The sequence below is a fragment of the Sphingomonas sp. Leaf33 genome, from assembly GCF_001421785.1.
Taxonomy (GTDB): domain Bacteria; phylum Pseudomonadota; class Alphaproteobacteria; order Sphingomonadales; family Sphingomonadaceae; genus Sphingomonas.
On sequence record NZ_LMLB01000001.1, the window covers coordinates 1,795,933 to 1,813,402 of the forward strand.

General features: G+C 67.3%; 14 protein-coding genes. 8 read left to right on the forward strand and 6 right to left on the reverse strand.

The genetic code is table 11. From position 1 onward, the window contains the following. Positions 1 to 10: 10 nt before the first annotated feature. The gene (locus tag ASE86_RS08910) at positions 11 to 1,489 is read right to left on the reverse strand and encodes a leucyl aminopeptidase (RefSeq protein ID WP_056424841.1); all 1,479 of its coding nucleotides are present in this window, start codon (positions 1,487 to 1,489) and stop codon (positions 11 to 13) included. 153 nt (positions 1,490 to 1,642) lie between these two features. On the opposite strand from ASE86_RS08910, the gene ASE86_RS08915 reads away from it, so the two are divergent. The 4 genes from ASE86_RS08915 (at position 1,643) to rsmA (ending at position 7,182) form a co-directional block, all read left to right on the forward strand. Then, positions 1,643 to 3,883 (forward strand): LPS-assembly protein LptD, encoded by a 2,241-nt coding sequence (locus ASE86_RS08915; RefSeq protein ID WP_056424844.1) that lies wholly within the window; start codon positions 1,643 to 1,645, stop codon positions 3,881 to 3,883. Positions 3,884 to 3,978: 95 nt separating this feature from the next. Continuing rightward, positions 3,979 to 5,358: a peptidylprolyl isomerase gene (locus ASE86_RS08920; protein WP_056426900.1), complete on the forward strand. Its 1,380-nt coding sequence runs from the start codon at positions 3,979 to 3,981 to the stop codon at positions 5,356 to 5,358. Positions 5,359 to 5,398: 40 nt separating this feature from the next. After that, complete coding sequence (gene pdxA, locus ASE86_RS08925) at positions 5,399 to 6,364, forward strand: 4-hydroxythreonine-4-phosphate dehydrogenase PdxA (protein WP_056426904.1); 966 nt, start codon at positions 5,399 to 5,401, stop codon at positions 6,362 to 6,364. Then, the gene (gene rsmA, locus ASE86_RS08930; RefSeq protein WP_056424847.1) at positions 6,361 to 7,182 is read left to right on the forward strand and encodes a 16S rRNA (adenine(1518)-N(6)/adenine(1519)-N(6))-dimethyltransferase RsmA; all 822 of its coding nucleotides are present in this window, start codon (positions 6,361 to 6,363) and stop codon (positions 7,180 to 7,182) included. The genes pdxA and rsmA overlap by 4 nt, the downstream gene beginning before the upstream one ends. Here the strand turns inward: rsmA and ASE86_RS08935 are convergent. The 4 genes from ASE86_RS08935 to ASE86_RS08950 form a co-directional block, all read right to left on the reverse strand. Next, complete coding sequence (locus tag ASE86_RS08935; protein WP_200911498.1) at positions 7,179 to 7,700, reverse strand: hypothetical protein; 522 nt, start codon at positions 7,698 to 7,700, stop codon at positions 7,179 to 7,181. The genes rsmA and ASE86_RS08935 overlap by 4 nt on opposite strands. A gap of 35 nt (positions 7,701 to 7,735) precedes the next feature. Further along, a complete protein-coding gene (locus ASE86_RS08940) occupies positions 7,736 to 8,914 on the reverse strand; it encodes an RsmB/NOP family class I SAM-dependent RNA methyltransferase (RefSeq protein WP_056424850.1) in 1,179 nt (392 codons plus the stop codon). 224 nt (positions 8,915 to 9,138) lie between these two features. Continuing rightward, a complete protein-coding gene (gene guaB, locus ASE86_RS08945) occupies positions 9,139 to 10,599 on the reverse strand; it encodes an IMP dehydrogenase (protein WP_056426909.1) in 1,461 nt (486 codons plus the stop codon). Between the two features lie 67 nt (positions 10,600 to 10,666). Beyond that, positions 10,667 to 11,479 carry an HpcH/HpaI aldolase/citrate lyase family protein gene (locus ASE86_RS08950; RefSeq protein WP_056424854.1) on the reverse strand — a complete coding sequence of 271 codons (813 nt, stop codon included), beginning with the start codon at positions 11,477 to 11,479 and terminating at the stop codon, positions 10,667 to 10,669. Between the two features lie 52 nt (positions 11,480 to 11,531). Here ASE86_RS08950 and ASE86_RS08955 point away from each other — a divergent pair, with 52 nt between their 5' ends. The 3 genes from ASE86_RS08955 to ASE86_RS08965 are packed head-to-tail and all read left to right on the forward strand — an operon-like array spanning position 11,532 to position 14,754. Next, positions 11,532 to 12,509 carry an SPFH domain-containing protein gene (locus ASE86_RS08955; protein WP_056424856.1) on the forward strand — a complete coding sequence of 326 codons (978 nt, stop codon included), beginning with the start codon at positions 11,532 to 11,534 and terminating at the stop codon, positions 12,507 to 12,509. Continuing rightward, positions 12,506 to 12,958 carry an NfeD family protein gene (locus ASE86_RS08960; protein ID WP_056424859.1) on the forward strand — a complete coding sequence of 151 codons (453 nt, stop codon included), beginning with the start codon at positions 12,506 to 12,508 and terminating at the stop codon, positions 12,956 to 12,958. Before ASE86_RS08955 ends, ASE86_RS08960 begins: the two co-directional genes overlap by 4 nt. Beyond that, positions 12,958 to 14,754 carry a DUF885 domain-containing protein gene (locus tag ASE86_RS08965; RefSeq protein WP_056424862.1) on the forward strand — a complete coding sequence of 599 codons (1,797 nt, stop codon included), beginning with the start codon at positions 12,958 to 12,960 and terminating at the stop codon, positions 14,752 to 14,754. Before ASE86_RS08960 ends, ASE86_RS08965 begins: the two co-directional genes overlap by 1 nt. 140 nt (positions 14,755 to 14,894) lie before the next feature. Here ASE86_RS08965 and ASE86_RS08970 read toward each other — a convergent pair whose 3' ends face one another. Further along, on the reverse strand, positions 14,895 to 16,511 hold the full coding sequence (locus ASE86_RS08970; protein ID WP_056424865.1) for a phosphoenolpyruvate carboxykinase: 1,617 nt from the start codon (positions 16,509 to 16,511) through the stop codon (positions 14,895 to 14,897). 157 nt (positions 16,512 to 16,668) lie between these two features. On the opposite strand from ASE86_RS08970, the gene ASE86_RS08975 reads away from it, so the two are divergent. Further along, positions 16,669 to 17,376: a response regulator transcription factor gene (locus tag ASE86_RS08975; protein ID WP_056424868.1), complete on the forward strand. Its 708-nt coding sequence runs from the start codon at positions 16,669 to 16,671 to the stop codon at positions 17,374 to 17,376. Positions 17,377 to 17,470 lie beyond the last annotated feature (94 nt).

Here is a 17,470-nt window from a genome sequence, read left to right on the forward strand (position 1 = left end):
GAACCGGGCGTCAGCGCTCGAAAGCGTCGCGGATGAAGCGGTCGAGCAACCGGACGCCGTAGCCGGTCGCGCCCTTGGCGTAGTTGGTGCCGTCCTTGTCCGACCAGACCATGCCCGCAATGTCGAGGTGCGCCCATTTGACCCCATCGTCGACGAAGCGCTTCAGGAACTGCGCGGCCGTGATCGATCCGGCGCCACGGGGGCCGACGTTCTTCATGTCGGCGATCGGACTGTCGATCAGCTTGTCGTAGGCATCGGCCAGCGGGAAGCGCCACAGCTTGTCGCCCGACGCCAGGCTGGCGGACAGCAGTTGCCCGGCCAGATCCTCGTCGTTGGCGAACAAGCCGCCATATTCATTGCCCAGGCTGACGATCATCGCGCCGGTCAGCGTGGCCAGATCGACGATGGTCGCCGGCTTGTGCGCCTGCTGGACCCAGGTGATCGCGTCGCACAGCACTAAGCGCCCTTCCGCATCGGTGTTGATGACCTCGATCGTCTGGCCCGACATCGACGTCACGACGTCACCGGGGCGCTGGGCATTGCCGTCGGGCATGTTCTCGACCAGCCCCATGACGCCGATGACGTTCGCCTTCGCCTTGCGGGTGGCGAGCGCCTTCATTGCACCCGCGACGGCGCCGGCGCCGCCCATGTCCCACTTCATGTCCTCCATGCCGCCGGCCGGCTTGATCGAGATGCCGCCGGTATCGAACGTCACGCCCTTCCCGACCAGCGCCACGGTCGGCGCGCCCTCGCCACCGCCGGTCCATTTGAGCACCAGCAACCGCGCCTCGCGCCGCGACCCCTGGCTGACGCCGAGCAGTGCGCCCATGCCGTGGTCGCGCATCTGCGCTTCGTCGAGAACGTCGATCTCCAGCCCCAGACCGTCGACCGCCTGCGTCACGCGCTCGACGAAGCTCTCGGGATACAGGATATTGGCGGGCTCGGCGACCAGCGTGCGGGTCAGTTCCATGCCCTGCGTCACTGCATCGACCGCGGCGAAGCTGGTGTCGGTGTCGCCCGGCGCGCCGACGATCGTCAGCGACGTAAGGCTCGGCTTCTGTTTGGCGGTCAGCTTTGTGCGGTATACGTCATGCCGCCAGCCGCGCTGCGTGGCGGTCGCCGCGAGGCCGGCGATGGCCTGCGCGGTCGGCGGCGTGTCGAGGCTCGACAGATCGATCGCGACCGTTGTCGTGCCGCCGACAAGATAGCGCGCGATCAACGCTCCGCCCGCCTTGTCCCAGTCGCGATCGGCCCCGGCGCCGATGCCCAGCAGGGCGACGCGCCGCACGCCGTTTTCGCCAGTGACGACATATTCCGCGATCGCACCGGCATCGCCATCGAACTTCGTCGCTGCCGCGCCGCCCAGGACCAGCGCACGCCCGGCGTCGTCCAGGCTGGTCAGCCGCGCTCGGCCCACGCCGTCCTTTTCGACCGGCAGGACGACGACGTCGGCATCGTCGGGAGCGGAGGCGGCAAAGGTCACGTGCATTCGAAAGTGTCCGGGATATTGTGATCGATACCGTGCTATCTAGGCACGGCCGGCATGTTTCGCAAAGCATCGCAGGGCGATTGCGGGCGACGCCAAGCGATGCGATAGGGCGCGAGACTGGGCCGAGGGCGGCCGTGTGGAGACTGGAATTTCGTGAAGCGTCCCGCCCTGCTCTCGACCGGTGCCCTGGCGTTCGCACTATCTGCGTTCCCGGCCGGTGCGCAGGACTTGCAGGACCGCGTCGTATCAGCGCCGCCGCCGTCCGAAACAGCGCTCCCCGCATCCGACGACCAGGTCCAGTTCAGTGCCGACACGCTGGAATACCAGTTCGAGGACGACGTCGTCACGGCGAAGGGCGATGTGCGGATGTTTCGCCAGGCCGACCGGCTGCGGGCCGACACCGTCACGTGGAACCGCAAGACCGGCCAGGTCATCGCGAACGGCAACATCGCCGTCACCAATCCCGGCGGCGACGTGGCCTATGGCGACCGTATCGAACTGACCGATTCGCTGAAGGACGGCGTGATCGAGAACATGCTGGTCGTCCTGGAACAGGGCGGTCGCATCGCGGCCCGGCGCGGCAGCCGCGAGGACGGGGGCGTGATCGTGGTCGAAGATGCCGCCTACACGCCCTGTTCGGTCACCAACAGCGCCGGCTGCCCCCAGGAACCGGTCTGGAAGATCACCGCGGTCCGCGTGGTCTACGATCCGGATGCCGGGCGTATCAAATACAAGGGCGCGCGACTGTCGCTGTTCGGCCTCCCGACCATCCCACTGCCGACATTCTCGCATCCGATCGGTGGTCGCCCGGCAAGCGGGCTGTTGCTGCCCGACATCCGCCTGGGCCGCGTCAACGGATTGGAGATCGGCCTCCCCTATCTCTTCAAGATCGACCAAAGCCGTGACCTGATCGTCACGCCGCGGATATTCACCGCCACCGTGCCGATGCTGTCGGCCGAGTATCGCGAGTTGAACAGCCTGGGTGCGTTCCGCATCGCCGGCTGGGCTACGTCGAGCCGGCGGAGTGACGATCCCGGCATTTCCGGTGTCACGGGAACGTCCGAATATGCGTTCCGCGGCTATCTCGACAGTTCGGGCCGATTGCAGCTGAGCCCGAACTGGAGCGTCAGCGAATCGATCCGCCTGGTCACGGACAAGACCTTCCTGCGCCGCTACGACATCTCGCGTGACGATCGCCTGCGCTCGACCGTGCGAGTCGAGCGTATCGACCCCGATAGCTACTTCTCAATCGCCGGATGGTCGACGCAGACGATGCGGCTGACCGAGAACCAGAGCCTGCAGCCGATCGCGCTGCCCGAGATCGACTATCGCCGACGCATCGGCGGGCTGTTCGGTGGACAGGCGCTGCTGCAACTCAATACGCTGGCGCTGACCCGGCCCGAGGGCCAGGATACGCAGCGTGCGTTCGCCTCGCTGCGCTGGGATCTGCGGCGTCTGACGCGATGGGGCCAGGAAGTTACGTTCACCGCGTTCGCCAGGGGTGACCTGTACAACACCCGCGACGTGCTGGCGACGACGGTTGCCAGCTACCGCGGCGAGGAAGGCTTCTCGACCCGCGCGATCGGTGCACTCGCCGTCGATGTGCGATGGCCGCTGATCGGGAATTTCCTGGGCGGAACGCAACGGCTCACGCCCCGCGCGCAGATCGTCGCCAGCCCGAAGATCGCGAACCTGTCGATCCCGAACGAGGATGCGCGGGCGGTCGAACTGGAGGATTCGAACCTCTTCGCGCTCAACCGCTTCCCCGGCTACGACCGATTCGAGGATACCGCCCGGATCACCTATGGCGCCGACTACGCGCTCGACCTGCCGGGCCTGTCGGTGGAAGCGAACATCGGCCAGAGCTATCGCCTGTCGCAGCGCCCCTCGATCCTGCCCGATGGCACCGGGCTGTCGGATCGCTTCTCCGACTATATCGGCCGCACGACCGTTCGTTTCCGCGATTTCGTGTCGCTGATCCATCGTTACCGGGTCGACAAGGACGGATTCGCGGTCCGACGCAACGAGGTCGATGCGACGATCGGCACCCGCTCTACCTACGCCTTGCTCGGATACCTTCGCCTCAACCGCAATATCGACGCGTCGCTGGAGGATCTGCAAGATCGCGAGGAGGCGCGTGTCGGCGGTCGCGTGCAGGTGGCGCGCTTCTGGTCGGTGTTCGGATCAGCGACGATGGACCTGACCGATCGCGCCGAGGACCCGTTGTCGCAGTCGGATGGCTTCGACCCCGTGCGGCACCGGCTGGGCGTGACGTACGAAGACGATTGCCTCAGGCTTGGCGTTACGTGGCGGCGCGACTATCAGGATCGCGGCGATGCGCGGCGAGGCAACAGTTACCTCCTGACGTTGTCGTTCAAGAATTTGGGACGCTGATTCTCGCGTAAGCCACGGTTCAGCCGGAATTGGTGTATAGCGAGCCTTCTACATTCGCGCCTGTGGGTGCATGACGGGATAGCAGAAACGACGTGATGAAGGTTTCTCACCTGGCGCGGCTCCGCCGCCCGGCCGCGCAGATCGCGGTACTGATGACGACGGTCGCAGCCGGCACGCTGGCAGCGCAGACGGTTCCGGATGCTCAGGTCCCCTCGACCGGGCTGAACCTGCCGCAGAACCTGCAGATATTCGGCAAGGCAGATCCCAACGTCCGCAAGCCGACGGCGATCGTCAACGGCGCGGTGCTGACCGGCACCGATGTCGATCAGCGCATGGCGATGACGATCGGCCTGAGCGAGATCCAGAATGGCCGCAAGGTCAATCTGCCCGCCGATCAGGTCGATCAGGTCAAGCTGCAGATGCTGCGCGAACTGGTCGACGATACGCTGAAGGTGCAGGAGGCCAAGGCCAACGACATCACCATTCCGCAGGCGCAGATCGAGACGAGCTACGCCCGCGTGGCGCGCAATTTCAACAAGTCGCCGGACGAGCTGACGAAGCTGCTGCGCGGCATGGGATCGTCCGACCGCGCGCTGAAGCGCCAGCTGGAGGGTGATCTCGCCTGGAACCGTCTGCTCAGCAAGAAGGTAACGCCGCAGGTCAACGTCAGCGAGGACGAAGCCAAGGCGATCCTCGCCCGTCTGGAAGCGTCGAAGGGCACCGAGGAATACCACCTCTCCGAAATCTTCCTGCGCGTGGATGCGTCGCGTCCGGCAGAGGAAGTGGTCGAAGCGAGCCGCAAGATGATCGAGCAGATGCGTGGTGGCTCACCGTTCGAATATTTCGCACGCAATTTTTCCGACGCCTCGACCAAGGCGGTCGGCGGCGATCTGGACTGGGTGCGCCTCGACGTGTTGCCCAAGGAATTGCAGACGGCGGCCACCGGCCTGCAGGTCGGTCAGATCGCCGGACCGATCGAGGTGCCGGGCGGCTATTCGATCCTGTACCTCGTCGACAAGCGTCAGGTGCTGACCGTCGATCCGCGTGACGCCAAGCTGTCGCTGCGCCAGCTTACCGTGAAATTCCCTGCCGGCATTAGCGAGGCGCAAGCCAATCAGCGCGGGTCGGTTGTGGCGTCCGCAGTGAAGCGGATCAACGGCTGCGGCAGCGTCGCCAAGATCGCCGACGAGATCGGTGCCGAGGTCGTCGACAATGATTCGATCAGCGCGCGCGAGCTGCCGCCCGCGCTCCAGGAGGTCATCCTGAAGATGCAGATCGGCCAGTCGACGCCGATCTTCGGCGATCCCAAGGAAGGCGTGCGCGCCTTCGTACTGTGCGGTCGCGACGATCCCAAGGCCGCGAACTTGCCGACGACCGAGCAGATCCAGGCGCGTCTGGAGGACCAGCGCGTCAATCTGCGGGCGCAGCGCATGTTGCGCGACCTTCGCCGCGACGCGGTCGTCGAGTATCGCTGAGGTGGTGGCGGGCGTTCGCCCCGCGCCGATCGCCGTATCGATGGGCGACCCGGCCGGCATCGGTCCGGAGACGATCGCCAATGCATGGGACGCGCGGGACAGCCATGTCCTGCCCGCCTTCTTCGCGATTGGCGACGTGCGCGCGATCAGTGCCGTCTGGTCGGGACCGGTTGCTCGTATTGCTGCGCCGGGCGAGGCTGCTGCGGTCTTTGCCGACGCACTGCCGGTGCTGTCGGTATCCGACGCAGGCGAGATCACGCCGGGCGAGCCCGATGTCGATGGCGCGCGCTGTGCGATCGAATCGCTGGAAGTCGCGGTCGGGGTGACGCGATCGGGCGCTGCGTCGGCGCTGGTGACGGGGCCGGTGTCGAAAGCGGAGCTCTACCGCATCGGCTTTACCCATCCCGGCCAGACCGAATTCGTCGCCGAACGCTGCGGCATCGCGCGTGAGAATGCGGTCATGATGCTCGCCGGCCCGACGCTGCGGGTGGTGCCGATCACGACGCATGTCGCGTTGGCCGAGGTGCCCGGCCTCATCACGATCGAGCTGGTGCTGGCCAAGGCGCGCGCCACGGTCCGCGGCCTGCAGCGCAATTTCGGGATCGAGCGGCCGCGGCTCGCCTTCGCCGGGCTCAATCCACACGCCGGCGAATCGGGCGCGATCGGACGCGAGGAGATCGACGTGCTCGAACCCGCCATCGCGCAGCTGGTCGAAGAGGGCATCGACGCGGTCGGGCCGATCGCCGCCGACAGCATGTTCCACGCCCGCGCCCGCGCGCGATACGACGCGGCGATGTGCCTCTATCACGACCAGGCGCTGATCCCGCTGAAGGCGCTGCATTTCGACGAGGGCGTCAACATGACGCTCGGCCTGCCGATCGTCCGCACCTCGCCGGACCACGGCACCGCCTTCGGCATCGCAGGCAAGGGGCTTGCCGAAGCCGGAGCGACGATCGCGGCGATCCGACTGGCCGGCGAGGCCGCGGCCCGCCGCCTCGAATCGTGACGACACCTGCCCTGCCCCCGCTGCGCGACGTCGTCGCGCGCCACGGCCTTGCTGCGTCGAAGGCGCTGGGACAGAACTTCCTGTTCGACGGCCAGCTGCTCGCGCGGATCGCCGCCGTTCCCGGCGACCTGACCGATGCCGAGGTGCTGGAGATCGGTCCGGGCCCGGGCGGCCTGACCCGCGCGCTGCTGGCAGCCGGCGCCCGCGTGACCGCGATCGAGCGCGACCGACGCTGCATCCCGGCACTCGCCGAACTGGAGGCGGCCTATCCCGGCAAGCTGGCAGTCGTCGAGGGCGACGCCATGGCGATCGATCACCGCAGCCTGTTTACCAGCCGGCCGCATATTGTCGCCAACCTGCCCTATAACATCGGTACGCCGCTGTTGGTCGGCTGGCTGACGGCGGACTGGGAGCCGTGGTGGGCCAGCCTGACGCTGATGTTCCAGAAGGAGGTCGCCGAGCGGATCGTGGCGCCGGTCGACAGCGATCATTACGGTCGGCTGGCGGTGCTGAGCAAGTGGCGATCGACCGCGCGGATCGCGATGCCGGTCCACCGATCGGCCTTCACGCCGCCGCCGAAAGTCATGTCGGCGGTCGTCCATATCGTGCCAACGCGAGCACCCGATGGCGTCCGGACCGCTACGCTCGAGCGACTGACGGCGGCGGCGTTCGGTCAGCGCCGCAAGATGCTGCGGCAAAGCCTGAAGTCGGTGCCCGGTGCCCTCGAAGCACTGGAGCAGGTCGGGATCGATCCTGCCCGGCGCGCCGAGACGGTCAGCGTCGCCGAGTTCGTCGCCGTCGCGCGCCTGCTCGGTTAGTTCTTCGCCTCCGGCACCTTGGTCGCATCCTGCTTGGCGACCTGCGCCGTCGCCGACACGACCGGCGGGCCCTTCGCGATCACCGCCGACAACTGGGTGCTCTCCGCACATGGCTTCGCGGCGCAGAGCTTCTGGATCTTGGCGAGGTTCTCCTTCGCCTTTTCGACCGCGCCCTTCTGGACCATCGCCTCGCCCTGCCCCTTGAGCGCGGCGACGTCGTTGGGTTCGAGCAGCAGTGCCTCACGATACAGGCGGATCGCCTTACCGGGCAGGTTCTGCGCGCGAGCGATCTCGGCGAGCAACAGGAAGCCGGGGCGGTTGCGCGGATCGACGACTAGTGCGGTTTCGACCATGTCGGTCGCCCCGGCCAGGTTCCCGGCCGCCTTCAGCGCGCGACCTTTCTCGAGCAGCGCAGCAGAGCGCGGGTCGATCTGGTCGTCGCGGCGCTGGCCGTGGAGCGAGGTGGACAGCGACACGAGGGTCAGGCCCACCGCCGCCGCGACCGAAAGATACCGCATCACTCTCTCCCACCCGATCATCGCGGGCAAAACTATCACGCAGCCCTGAGGCGTGCGACAAAAAAGCCGTCGGTCCCGTCGCTGGCCGGCGTCAGCCGCGCGCCCGCACCGTGCGGCGTGCCGACCTCCGGCGCCTCCGCCACCCAGCCCGGATGGCGGGCAAGGAACGCGTCGACCTGTGCGCGACCTTCGGCGTCGAGCAGTGAACAGACGATGTATGTGATCGATCCGCTGGGCTGCACCAGCGTCGCGCCGAGATCGAGCAACCGCGCCTGCGTCGCGACCAGCCTTTCAAGCCGCGGCGATGTCAGCCGCCAGCGCGCTTCGGGATTACGCCGCCACGTGCCGGTCCCCGAACACGGCGCGTCGATCAGCACGACGTCGGCGGCGGCCTGCAAATTCGCCAGCGCCTGCGCTTCCTGGCCGGGATCGAGCAGTCGCGTTTCGACGATCGTGATGCCCGCCCGATCGGCACGTGGCTGGAGCCGCTGGAGCCGCGCGCGGTCGGTGTCGGTCGCGACGATGCGTCCGTCATTCGCCATCAGCGCGGCAAGGGCCAGCGTCTTGCCGCCTGCCCCGGCGCACAGGTCGATGACGGTCATGCCCGGCTTTGCGTGCGCGGCGGTGGCGACGATCTGACTGCCTCCGTCCTGCACTTCGATTAGCCCGCCGGTAAAGGCGTCGGACCGCTCGACGGCGGTGTCGGCCGGCAGGCGCAGGCCGCTGTCGGTCCCGGCGATAGGCTCCGCCCCTTCGAACAGCGCAACCGCATCGTCGCGCGAGCCCATCAACGCGTTCACGCGAATATCGAGCGGCGCGCGGTCGAGCAGCGCGGCCAGTTGCAAGCGGTCGAGCCCCGACCGCTTCAGCGCATCGACCAGCCATGCCGGAGCGACGCCGGCGAGAGCGGCGGGCTCCTTCGCGTCGATCGGTGCCGGGCCATGCGCGCTGCCGTCAAAGGTTTCGGCGAGCTCCGGAAGGTCCCTAACGAGAGCGATCATCGCGGCCCGGCCGCTGACGGGACGCTCGCCGACGCTGCGGATGGCGTCGTAGACGAGCGCGCGGACCGCGCGGCGGTCCTTGGACCCGGCGTAGCGGCGCTGCGCGAAATAGCGGGCGATCAATGTATCGGCCGCGGGACCGCCGTCACGCGCGGCGACGATGATCGCGTCGAGCAGCTCGATCGCGGCCTGGGTGCGGGCGGCGGGGGTCACGCTGCGACACTCCGAACTTCACGAAGCTCACCCATATGCGCATTTTTCGCGGGGCGAGAGATTTGGAGAATTTCGGCCGTGGCGGCGTGCAGATTGGTCATGCCTCCGCGTGGAGCAAATCGTTTCCAACTTGGCCAGCGGTTTGTTTGGTACGGCTGCCATGATCGCCGGACCTCCGCCTGCGACAACGCGTGCTCGCGCCTTTGCAGGGGCAGCGTGATGCCTCACCCCCGCGTCGGGTAGTTCGGGGCCTCCCGCGTGATCGTCACGTCGTGGACGTGGCTTTCGCGCAGGCCTGCGCCGGTGATGCGGACGAACTGCGCGCGCTGCTGAAGGTCCGGAATGGTCGCAGAGCCGGTGTAGCCCATCGCCGCCTTGATGCCGCCGACCAGCTGGTGGATGACTTCGCGCGCCGATCCCTTGAAGGCGACCTGGCCTTCGATCCCCTCAGGCACCAGCTTCAGCTGATCCTTGATATCGCCCTGGAAATAGCGGTCGGCCGAGCCGCGGCCCATGGCGCCGACACTTCCCATGCCGCGGTAGGACTTATACGCACGGCCTTGATACAGAAAGGTTTCGCCCGGCGCCTCCTCGGTTCCGGCGAGCAGCGAGCCGACCATGCAGGTCGCGGCCCCCGCCGCCAGTGCCTTGGCGAGGTCGCCCGAGGTGCGCAGGCCGCCATCGGCGATGACCGGCACGCCCGACTTTGCGGCTTCCTCCGCAGCGTTCATGACCGCGGTCAGCTGCGGCACGCCGACGCCGGCGACGATCCGCGTCGTGCAGATCGATCCCGGACCAATCCCGACCTTCACCCCGTCCGCGCCCGCATCGATCAGCGCACGGGTGGCTTCCGCGGTCGCGACGTTCCCGGCGATCACCTGGACACGATTGGAGCGTGCCTTCACCCGCTCGACCGCGCGGGCCACATCCTTGTTGTGACCGTGCGCCGTGTCGATGACGACGACATCGCAATCGGCGTCGATCAGCGCTTCGGTACGCTCATACCCCTTGTCGCCGACCGTGGTCGCGGCAGCGACGCAGAGGCGCCCGGCGGCATCCTTGGTCGCGTTGGGATAGGTCACCGCCTTTTCGATGTCCTTGACCGTTACGAGGCCGACGCAACGATAGGCGTCGTCGACCACCAGCAGCTTTTCGATGCGGCGCTGGTGGAGCTGGCGCCGCGCCTCCTCCTGGCTGACGCCGACCGATACGGTCGCCAGATTTTCGTGCGTCATCAGTTCGGCGACGGGCTGATTCGGATTCTCGGCAAAGCGCACGTCGCGGTTCGTCAGGATACCGACCAGCTTGCCCGACGTTTCGGTGACCGGAATACCGCTGATCCGGTGGCGCGTCATCAGCGCCTGCGCATCCGCCAGCGTCGCCTCGGGACGGATCGTGATCGGGTTGACGACCATGCCGCTTTCGAAGCGCTTCACGGCGGTCACGGCGGCGACCTGCTGTTCGACCGTCAGGTTGCGGTGGAGCACGCCGATGCCGCCCAATTGCGCCATCATGATCGCCATCGCCTCTTCGGTGACGGTGTCCATCGCCGACGACAACACGGGGATGTTGAGCGCCAGCTCGCGCGTCACCCGCGTGCGCGTGTCCGCCATCGACGGCAGTACTTCGCTCTCGGCCGGCACCAGCAGCACGTCGTCGAAGGTCAGGCCGTAGGGGATGTCGATCATGGGTGCGCCAATCTGGGTCGAGTCGAGAATTGGCGGGCCATGTAAACAAGCAGGGTGACGGGCGCTAGTCCCCTGCGCGCGCCAACAAAGCTCGCGCCTGGTCGATGTGCATCCCCTCGATCATCCGGTCGCGGAAGCGTTCGGCGCCGCCGGTGAAGGCGGCGATCAGGGCACGGGCGTCCTCGATCTCGTCCGATGTCGGGCCGAAAGCGGCGTTGCAGGATTCGACCTGCGACGGGTGGATCAGCGTCTTGCCGTCGAAGCCCAGGTCCCGCCCCATCCTCGCCTCAGCGGCAAAACCATCCGCGTCGGCCAGCCGATTGTACACACCGTCGAAGGCCCAGGCGTCGTGCGCGCGGGCAGCCAGCACGATGGCTTGCAGCGCGTGGCTCAGGCTGTCGCGCGGCGCGGTCGGCGGCAGGCGCAGCGTGGCTCGCAGATCGTTGGTGCCGGCGATCAGGCCGATCACGCCGGGCTGCGCGGCGATCGCTGCCGCGGCCAATACGCCGCGCGGGGTTTCGATCATCGCGAGCAGCGGCTTGCCGCTGGCGCTGGCGACCGTGGCGGCGGCGTCGGGATGTTCGACTTTCGGCAGGACGACGATGTCGGCCGCAGACCCGGCCACGGCAGCCACATCCGCCGCGTGTTCAGGATGATCGATCGCGTTGACCCGGATCGCGGCGAGCGTGCCCGCGAAGCCCTCCCCGACCGCGACGACGGCAGCTTCGCGCGCCGCCACCTTGGCGTCATCGGCGACCGCATCCTCCAGGTCGAGCAGCACTGCGTCCGTGGCCAGCGTTCGCGCCCTGGCGATCGCGCGCAGATTCGACGCCGGCAGGAACAGAAGCGAACGCGGCGCAAGGCGGGGTGTGGTCATGGGCAGCGCTTATGCTACCTCATGGGCTTCAACGGGAGTGGGAATCGCCGACATGGAACTGACCATCGCCGCCCTGGTCGCGCTGCTGATCGTCGTCTTTTACCTGTTCGCGTCGATCAAGATCGTGCGGCAGGGGTATCAGTACACGATCGAGCATTTCGGCCGCTACACAACCACGGCCTCGCCGGGGTTCAATTTCTACCCCGCCTTCTTCTACCGCGTCGGGCGCCGCGTGAACATGATGGAGCAGGTGATCGATATCCCTGGGCAGGAGATCATCACCAAGGACAATGCGATCGTCTCGACCGACGGCGTCGTGTTCTTCCAGGTGCTCGACGCGCCCAAGGCCGCGTACGAAGTGTCCGACCTTTACGTCGCACTGCTTCAGCTGACGACGACCAACCTGCGCACCGTGATGGGCAGCATGGACCTGGACGAGACGCTGTCGAAGCGCGACGAGATCAACGCGCGGCTGTTGTCGGTGGTCGATCATGCGACGGTGCCGTGGGGCGTGAAGATCACGCGCGTCGAGATCAAGGACATCCGCCCGCCCGCCGACATCGTCAGCGCGATGGGCCGGCAGATGAAGGCAGAGCGCGAGAAGCGCGCGAACATCCTGGAGGCCGAGGGCAGCAGAGCGTCCGAAATCCTGCGCGCCGAGGGGCAGAAGCAGGCGCGCATCCTGGAGGCCGAGGGGCGCCGCGAATCGGCCTATCGCGACGCGGAGGCGCGCGAGCGGGCGGCGGAGGCCGAGGCGAAGGCGACCCAGGTCGTGTCGGAAGCGATCGAGAACGGCGGCACCCAGTCGCTCAATTACTTCATCGCGCAGAAATATGTCGAGGCGGTGGGCAAGTTCGCAACCAGCCCGAACGCGAAGACTATCCTGTTCCCGGTCGAGGCGACGCAGCTGATCGGCACGCTGGGCGGGATCGGCGAGCTGGCGAAGGCCGCGCTGGGTGAGAATGTCGCGGCGCAAGCGAAGCGTGAGTCTACACCGTCCGTGCCGCGGGTTTCGGGGCCGCAGGAATGAGCGTCACGCCCGGCCTGGTCTGGCTGGTCGCGGCGCTGCTGCTGGGCGGTGCGGAGTTGATCGTGCCGGGCGTGTTCCTGGTCTTCCTCGCCTTTGCCGCGGCGGTCGTCGGGGTGTTCCTGCTGCTGTTCCCCGACCTGCCGCTATGGGGTCAGTTGCTGGGCTTTACCGCCTGGTCGGTGATCGCGGTTCTGGTGGGCAAGCGCTGGTATACCGACAACCGTCCCGACAGCAGCGACCCGTTGCTGAACGACCGCGTCGCGCGGCTGCTGGGCGAAGTGGTGACGGTCACCCAGGCGATCGACGGCGGGCGCGGGCGGGTGCGGGTCGGTGACGGCGAATGGATCGCCAGCGGACCGGACGTCCCCGTCGGTGCGCGCGTGCGCGTCACCGGCGTGCGCGACACTGCGTTGATCGTCGAAGCTCTTTCCTTGCCGGAGACCCGTTGATGACCCTGTCCCGCCGCGACATGCTGGCCGCGAGTGCCGGATCGACCTTGCTGGCGGCCCTGCCCGCGACCGCCAGGACGCCGGTGACGACGATCGACACGCTCGCCGACGAATGGCTGCGGCTGTCGCCCGACACCGCCACGTCGCTCGGCATCGATACCGGCCCGCGGGCTGCCCTGCGCGGGCAATTGTCCGATCCCGGCCCCGCCGGCGTCGCGCGCGTCCATGCCTGGGTCGGCGGGGCGATCCCGCGATTGCAGGCGGTCGTCGATGGCAGCGGCGCCGCGCAGGACAAGCGGACGGCCGAGGTCGCGCTGGCGGCCTACCGCACGTCGGCGGACGGCTTCGCCTTTCCCTATGGCGACGTGTCGATCGCGGGGTGGCGCAACGGCCCCTATGTCGTCGCGCAGAACATGGGCAGCTATCTCGACACGCCCAAATTCCTCGATGGCGATCATCCGGTGAAGACGCGTGGCGATGCGGAGGCCTATCTGGCGCGGCTCGCCGCCTGGTCGAAGCAACTGGACGGCGAGACGGCGCGGCTGAAGGCCGACCGTGCGCGCGGCGTGATCGCGCCCGACTTCATCCTCGACAAGACATTGGGTGCGATGACGCTGACGCGCGGGGAAGCGCCGGCGCAGATGCTGGTCGTGACATCGCTGGCGAAGAAGACCGCCGGCATCCCCGGTGACTGGACGGCGCAGGCGACGCGGATCGTCGAGCGAGGCGTCATGCCGGCGCTCGCGCGGCAGATCGCCGAGCTCAAGGCGCACCGGCCGCTCGCCATGCCAGACGCCGGTGCTTGGAAACTGCCGCAGGGCGATGCCTATTACGCCTGGGCGCTGCGTGCCGCGACGACCACCCGGATGACCCCGGACCAGGTCCATGCCGAAGGCTTGCGCCAGCATGCCGACTATCACCGCCAGATGGATGTCATCCTGCGATCGATGAGCCTCACGCAGGGCTCGGTCGGCGCGCGGATGCGGGCGCTGAACAAGGACCCGCGCTTCACCTTCGCGAGCGGGGACGAAGGCCGCGCGCAGATACTGAAGTTCATCGAGGGCCGCATCGCCGACATCCGCCCGCGCCTACCCCGCGCGTTCCACGCGCTGGTGCGCGGCAATGTCGAGGTGCGCCGGATCGCGCCTACCGAGGAAATCGGCGCGCCGGGCGCCTATGGCGGGCCGGGGTCGATCGACGGGACGATCCCGGGGCGGTTCTGGATCAACCTGCGCGATCCGGCGCGGCATACGAAATACAATCTGCCGACGCTGACCTATCACGAGGCGATTCCCGGTCATGTCTGGCAGGGCGAATACAACCAGAAACTGCCGCTGCTCGGCACGCTGGTCGGTGGCGGGTTCAGCGCGTTTCAGGAGGGCTGGGCGCTTTATGCCGAGCAACTGGCAGGCGAACTCGGCGTGTATGCGGACGACGACGCCGGTCGGTTGGGCTACCTCGACTCCATGGCGTTCCGCGCGGCGCGGATGGTGGTCGATACCGGCATCCACGCGAAGCGCTGGACCCGCGACACGGCGCGCGAATGGTTCGCGGAGGCGACCGGCGATACGATCGAGGGCGTGACGAGCGAGATCGACCGCTACTGCGTCTGGCCGGGCCAGGCGTGCGGCTACAAGGTCGGGCATAGCGAGATCAATCGCCAGCGTGACAGGGCCAAGGCGGCGCTGGGCGCGCGGTTCGATTACCGGGCGTTCAACGACATGGTGGTCGGCGGTGGGTCGCGACCGCTGAGCATTGTCGCGAGCGATACCGACCGGATGATCGGGAAGGTCTGAAAAATCCTCCCCGCTCGCGGGGAGGGGGACCGCCGGCAGAGCCGGTGGTGGAGGGGGTTTTCCGCGTATACAGCCTTCGCGGCTCGCCCTCTCCACCAGCCTCCGGCTGGTCCCCCTCCCCGTGCCGGGGAGGATTGTCGTTACGCCGCGACCGCCTCGCGCGTGACCTTCGGAGCGGCCTGGCGGACGCCTTCGTCGACGTGGGCCTCGAACTGGGCGAAATTCTCGACGAACTGGCCGACCAGCTTGGCCGCCGTCGCGTCATAGTCCGCCGCATCCGGCCAGGTTTCGCGTGGGTTGAGGATCTTTGCATCCACGCCCGGCACCGACACCGGCACCTGGAATCCGAAATTCTCATCCTTACGGAATTCGGCGTCCTTCAGGCTGCCGTCGAGCGCGGCATCGAGCAGCGCGCGGGTGATCTTGATCGGCATGCGGCTGCCGATGCCGTATTTGCCGCCGGTCCAGCCGGTGTTGACCAGCCAGCAATCGACGCCGCCCTTAGCGATCCGCTCCTTCAGCAAATTGCCGTAGACGCTCGGGTGACGCGGCATGAACGGCGCGCCGAAGCAGGTCGAGAAGGTCGCATCGGGCTCGGTCACGCCGATCTCGGTGCCCGCGACGCGCGCGGTATAGCCCGACAGGAAGTGGTACATAGCCTGATCGGGCGTCAGCTTCGCGATCGGGGGCAGCACGCCATAAGCGTCGGCGGTCAGGAAGATGATGTTCTTCGGCACCCCGCCCATGTTCTTTTCCGACGAATTCGGGATGAAGTCGATCGGATAGGCGCCACGCGAATTCTCGGCGAGGCTGGCGTCGTCGAGGTCGAGCTGGCGGGTGACGGGGTCCATCACGACGTTTTCTAGCACGGTACCGAACCGCTTGGTGGTCGCGAAGATCTCCGGCTCGGCATCCTCCGACAGGCGGATCATCTTGGCGTAGCAGCCGCCCTCGAAATTGAAGACCGCGGTGTCCGACCAGCCATGCTCGTCGTCGCCGATCAGCGTGCGCTTGGGATCGGCCGAGAGCGTCGTCTTGCCGGTGCCGCTGAGGCCGAAGAACACCGCGGTCGAACCGTCGGCGTCCATGTTGGCCGAACAATGCATTGGCATGACGCCGGTCGTCGGCAACAGGTAGTTGAGCAGGCCGAAGACGCTCTTCTTCATTTCGCCGGCGTAGCGCGTGCCGCCGATCAGGATCAGCTTCTCGGTCAGGTTGACCGCGATCACCGTTTCGCTGCGCGTACCATGACGCGCCGGGTTGGCGCGGAAGCTCGGCAGGTCGATGATGGTGTAGTCGGGGACGAAGCCGCGCAGCTCGTGCTCTTCGGGACGCACCAGCATCGTGCGGATGAACAGGTTATGCCACGCGAGTTCGTTGATGACCCGCACCTTCACGCGGTGCTCGGGCTGCGAGCCGCCGAACAGGTCCTGGACGTACAGGTCCTCGCGGCGGCGCAGCGCGGTCAGGAAGTCTTCCTTCAGCGCGGCGAAATGCTCCGGCAGCATTCCCTTGTTCGTCTTGCCCCACCAGACGGTGTTCTCGGTCTCGGCATCGCGGACGATGAACTTGTCCTGCGCGGAGCGGCCGGTGTGCGGGCCGGTTTCGACGACCAGCGGCCCGTCGGCGCTGAGTTTGCCCTCGTTGCGGCGAAGGGCGGCGTCGACCAGCCGGGCGGTGACGAGGTTCCAGTGGATGTCAGCACGGGTTTCGATACCCTGCGACTCCAGGCCGGCGTCGGGAACGCGATCGCTCACTTGATAATCTCCTCGATGCCCCGAACTGCCGCCGGGTGCATACGTATGTGACGGTTGCGGCTCGCTTATCGGCGGGTATCGGGCGGGTCAAATCTGCCAGCGGTGGCATAAATTCACGAATGTTGAGACGTCGGCTTTTCTCGACTAACGCTGCGGAATGACCGCAACGATCGCGCTCGTCGACGACGACCGGAACATCCTGACTTCGGTGTCGATCGCGCTGCAGACCGAGGGGTTTCTGACCCGCGTCTACTCCGATGGCGAGACCGCGCTGAAGGCGCTGCTCGACAATCCCCCCGACCTTGCGGTGCTCGACGTGAAGATGCCGCGGATGGACGGGCTGGAGTTGCTGCGCCGGCTGCGCGAGAAATCGATGGTCCCGGTCATCTTCCTGACCAGCAAGGACGACGAGCTGGACGAGGCGCTGGGCCTGGCGATGGGCGCGGACGACTATATCGCCAAGCCGTTCAGCCAGCGGCTGCTGATCGCCCGCATCCGCGCGATTCTGCGCCGAACCGAAGGCGCCCCCGTCGGCGCCGAGGTCGAGGGTGCGGAGGCACAGGTGCCGATCGCGCGCGGCCGGCTGGTCATGGACCCGGCGCGCCACCGCGTCACCTGGGCCGGCAACCCGGTCACGCTGACGGTCACCGAATTCCTGATCCTGGAAACGCTCGCGCAACGGGCCGGCATCGTGAAGACACGCAACCAGTTGATGGATGCGGCCTATCAGGACGACATCTACGTCGACGATCGGACGATCGACAGCCACATCAAGCGGGTGCGGCGCAAGTTCCGCGAGGTCGATCCGGAGTTCGACGCGATCGAGACGCTGTATGGGGCCGGGTATCGGTTTTCGGACGAGTGAGGACAGGGAACGCTGTCCTCCCCGCTCGCGGGGAGGGGGACCGCCGCGAAGCGGTGGTGGAGGGGGCGGGCCGCGATTACACCGCTGGTGGCGC